The sequence below is a fragment of the Flavobacterium sp. genome (genome assembly GCF_044368625.1).
Taxonomy (GTDB): domain Bacteria; phylum Bacteroidota; class Bacteroidia; order Flavobacteriales; family Flavobacteriaceae; genus Flavobacterium.
This window is the reverse complement of sequence record NZ_JBIPPD010000326.1, coordinates 1-2526: the sequence shown is the minus strand read 5'-3', so window position 1 is coordinate 2526 and position 2526 is coordinate 1. Positions and strand designations below refer to the sequence as shown.

Genomic DNA, 2526 nt, shown 5'->3' with positions numbered 1-2526 from the left:
TTTTAATGAATCACTGTTCAAGTTTTTAAAAGCTTGAGCAGTTTTTTTTTATATTTGTTTTATGATTAACAATAATCCCATTGGACTTTTTGATTCAGGCATTGGAGGAACATCCATTTGGAGTGCCATTCATCGACTGTTGCCAAACGAAAGCACTATTTATTTGGCAGATAGTAAAAACGCGCCATACGGCCAGAAATCCAAGGAAGAAATTGTGGCATTAAGTTGTAAAAATGTCGAACTTTTATTGGAACAAAATTGCAAACTCATTGTCGTAGCTTGCAATACCGCCACGACAAATGCCATTAAAGAGTTACGCGAGAAATACAACATCCCGTTTATCGGTATTGAACCAGCTATTAAACCCGCCGCTTTGCATTCAAAAACGCACACGATAGGTATTTTGGCCACAAAAGGCACATTGAATAGTGCTTTATTCAATAAAAGCCTCGCCCAATATCAAAACATCAAATTTGTAGAACAAGTGGGTTACGGATTGGTACAACTCATCGAGAACGGAGATATTGACTCCCCAGAAATGAACGATTTGTTGCAAACTTATTTACAACCAATGATCGCAGCTAATATCGATTATTTGGTTTTAGGTTGCAGTCACTACCCCTATTTGATTCCTCAAATAAAGAAAATTTTGCCTCCCGGTATTCAGATTATCGATTCTGGAGAAGCTGTTGCCAGACAAACTCAATACATATTACAACAAAATGTAGGCTTTAACACTGCATCTGCTTTGTTTCATACGTTTTATACTAACAGTAATCCAAAAGTTTTAAAAGAGATTTTGAACGGCAGTTATGATGTTATTGAGAAGGATTTTTAAAGAACTAGATATTACTCTTTAAACCAACTCGAATACATCACATAATTGGTTGCAATACGGTCAATTTCTCCAGCAAAATTTGATTGGTTAATTTCCTTAACTTTCTTAGCGGGCACTCCTGCATAAATAACACCCGATTCCACAATAGTATTTTGAGTGACTACAGCTCCAGCCGCAATAATCGAATTGCTTTTAATAATACAATTATCCATCACAATCGCTCCCATCCCAATCAAGACATTATCTTCAACAATACAACCGTGAACGATGGCATTGTGTCCGATAGAAACATTGTTTCCTATCACTGTGGGATGCTTCTGGTACGTACAATGAATGATTGCTCCATCTTGAACATTGACCTTATTTCCGATAGTGATTTGATTGACATCGCCACGAATTACCGCATTGAACCATACACTACAATTTGCCCCTAAAGTTACATCTCCCACAATAGTAGCGTTTTCCGCCACGTAACAATCTGCTGGAATTTGAGGTGCTTTTCCGTTAACCGCTTTTATAATCATCATTTTTGGTATTAAAAAAGTCCCGACAAAATGCGGGACTTTATGAAATAATATTTTAATGTATTAGTTGATAGCAGGACAATTACAATCCCACTTCTCTCTTTGACAGAATAAGTTGATTCCTAAAGTAATTTGGTGAAAACCACCTTGGTCAAACTTCACATCGCCTAATAAGTGTGAATACGTGTATGCAAAAACAAAATTTTTGTAGTTCAAACCAACCAATGGCGTAACATATTGTAAGCGTTGTGTTTCGATTGTACCATTATCTAAATACTGAGTAGCGTCAAAACTTCTTCGGTACGACACACCTCCCCACAACTTTCCAAAATCAAAATCCTTATACAATTTAACGTTCAAGTCAATTAATTTTTCTTTGGTTTGATCCGTCAATTGAAACAAGAAAGATGGTTCCCACTGTAGCATTTCGCTATCGCCAAAAACATAACCGGCACTTAGCAAATATTTTCTCAAGTTATCCGACTCTACTTCTGTGTAAATATCTCTTCTACTTGCAAGCACATTTTTAACGGTGAAATGGGTGTAAAATTCTAGGTAGTTATAAGAAGCTCCTATGTCCACATTAAAGTAAGAATCTTTTTGAATGGCTCCGTCAATAATTGGGTCAAATCCTTCAAACTGACTTTGATCCAATTGACTTTGTACCAAACCAGCACTCATACCAAACGAAAGTTGGTTCAAATCTACATCAGAACGAGAAAACATAATGTGGTGTGCATAAGTCACTTTAAATCCTCTTTGAGAATGAAAACCATTTTCGTCGTTGAATAAAATAATACCAGCACCCGATTGATCACCTACTCGACCATTAAAACTGGCTGTTTGTAAAGCAGGTGCGTTGTCATTTCCAAACCATTGTTGACGCGCTGTAACTCTAACTTTTGCACAGTTAGCAGCTCCCGCCATCGAGGGATGAATTAAATAATAATTATCCGATAAATAATCCGAATAAGTGGCTATTCCTTCTTGTGAAAATGAAATTTGTGATATGAACAATAATAGTACTAAATATCCTTTTTTAAAATTCATTGGGGTTAACGTTTTAATGAAAAATGTGCTCTAAACTCTTTATTAATTCCAGCTTCTTGATAATTGATCGTAAACCAGTAATCAGTTGCAGGAAGTGGCTGACCGTTGTAAGTT

General features: G+C 36.3%; 4 protein-coding genes. 1 reads left to right on the top strand and 3 read right to left on the bottom strand.

Annotated elements, in window-relative coordinates; genetic code table 11:
* The first annotated feature begins 61 nt into the window (after nucleotides 1-61).
* Entirely contained in the window at nucleotides 62-838 is a 777-nt protein-coding gene (murI, locus tag ACIQ2X_RS15680; RefSeq protein WP_396179908.1) for a glutamate racemase, read from the top strand.
* Between the two features lie 11 nt (nucleotides 839-849).
* Here the strand turns inward: murI and ACIQ2X_RS15675 are convergent, their stop codons facing one another.
* The 3 genes from ACIQ2X_RS15675 to ACIQ2X_RS15665 form a co-directional block, all read right to left on the bottom strand.
* Nucleotides 850-1362, bottom strand: coding sequence for a gamma carbonic anhydrase family protein (locus ACIQ2X_RS15675; RefSeq protein ID WP_396179910.1), 513 nt, complete (start codon nucleotides 1360-1362; stop codon nucleotides 850-852).
* A 63-nt stretch (nucleotides 1363-1425) separates the two neighbouring features.
* Complete coding sequence (locus ACIQ2X_RS15670; protein ID WP_396179906.1) at nucleotides 1426-2412, bottom strand: type IX secretion system membrane protein PorP/SprF; 987 nt, start codon at nucleotides 2410-2412, stop codon at nucleotides 1426-1428.
* 5 nt (nucleotides 2413-2417) lie between these two features.
* Nucleotides 2418-2526, bottom strand: a 109-nt coding sequence (locus tag ACIQ2X_RS15665) for a T9SS type B sorting domain-containing protein (protein ID WP_396179909.1), incomplete at its 5' end; no start/stop codon positions are given.